Source organism: Caballeronia telluris (assembly GCF_001544495.1).
Taxonomy (GTDB): Bacteria; Pseudomonadota; Gammaproteobacteria; order Burkholderiales; family Burkholderiaceae; genus Caballeronia; species Caballeronia telluris.
This window is the reverse complement of record NZ_FCNZ02000153.1, coordinates 1-615: the sequence shown is the minus strand read 5'-3', so window position 1 is coordinate 615 and position 615 is coordinate 1. Positions and strand designations below refer to the sequence as shown.

At 59.2% G+C, this 615-nt stretch carries 2 protein-coding genes; one reads left to right on the top strand and one right to left on the bottom strand.

The annotated features are described in order from the left end of the window. Positions 1 to 216, bottom strand: a 216-nt coding sequence (locus AWB66_RS34855) for a hypothetical protein (RefSeq protein WP_235021369.1), incomplete at its 3' end; no start/stop codon positions are given. Here AWB66_RS34855 and AWB66_RS35255 point away from each other — a divergent pair. Further along, entirely contained in the window at positions 175 to 489 is a 315-nt protein-coding gene (locus tag AWB66_RS35255) for a response regulator (RefSeq protein WP_407642361.1), read from the top strand. The two genes, AWB66_RS34855 and AWB66_RS35255, sit on opposite strands and share 42 nt — an antisense overlap. Positions 490 to 615: the final 126 nt, after the last annotated feature.

The following is a 615-nucleotide window of genomic DNA, read 5'->3' as shown; positions in this document are numbered from 1 at the left end:
CGGAGTGAAGGTCCGGGCAAGGGAAGCGAGGTCACGGTTCGCCTTCCACTCTTCGTCGGCGAGCCAGCGACGAGAGAGCACGTCGCGACCAGCACTGAAGCGCCAGCGCCGGAAGCGGGCCGACAACGCATTCTCCTTGTGGACGATAACGCTGACGTCGCGGAAGCGCTGTCCATGGTCCTGGAGATTTTGGGGCACAAGGTCGCGGTAGAGCACGATGCAAAAGGCGCACTCGCGCGTGCCCGTACTGAGGCATTTGATAGATGCATCTTGGACATAGGACTCCCCGACATGACCGGATATGAGCTTGCACAAAAGCTACACGCCGTGCCGGGGACGCGACATGCAGTGTTCATCGCACACACGGGGTACGGACAGATGGAAGACAAACGGCTGTCATCGGAGTCGGGATTTGCGCACCACCTAGTGAAACCGGCCGCCATTCCGGACTTGCAGCGGGTTCTCGCTGACAGTCCTCGTCCCGGCTAAGAACGGGTCTATGATGCGTTCGATAAATATGCTTTTCGATTGCTCATGAGGAGTTTGCCGAACGTCCGAAGCAACGAAGCAACCGGCCATTGATGCGCATGATGCGTGGTCGGCCGGTATGGGTCG

What these genes read in the sequence shown, in the direction of transcription:
- AWB66_RS35255 (WP_407642361.1), top strand. Translation starts at nt 175, where the DNA reads ATGGTCCTGGAGATTTTGGGGCACAAGGTCGCGGTAGAGCACGATGCA.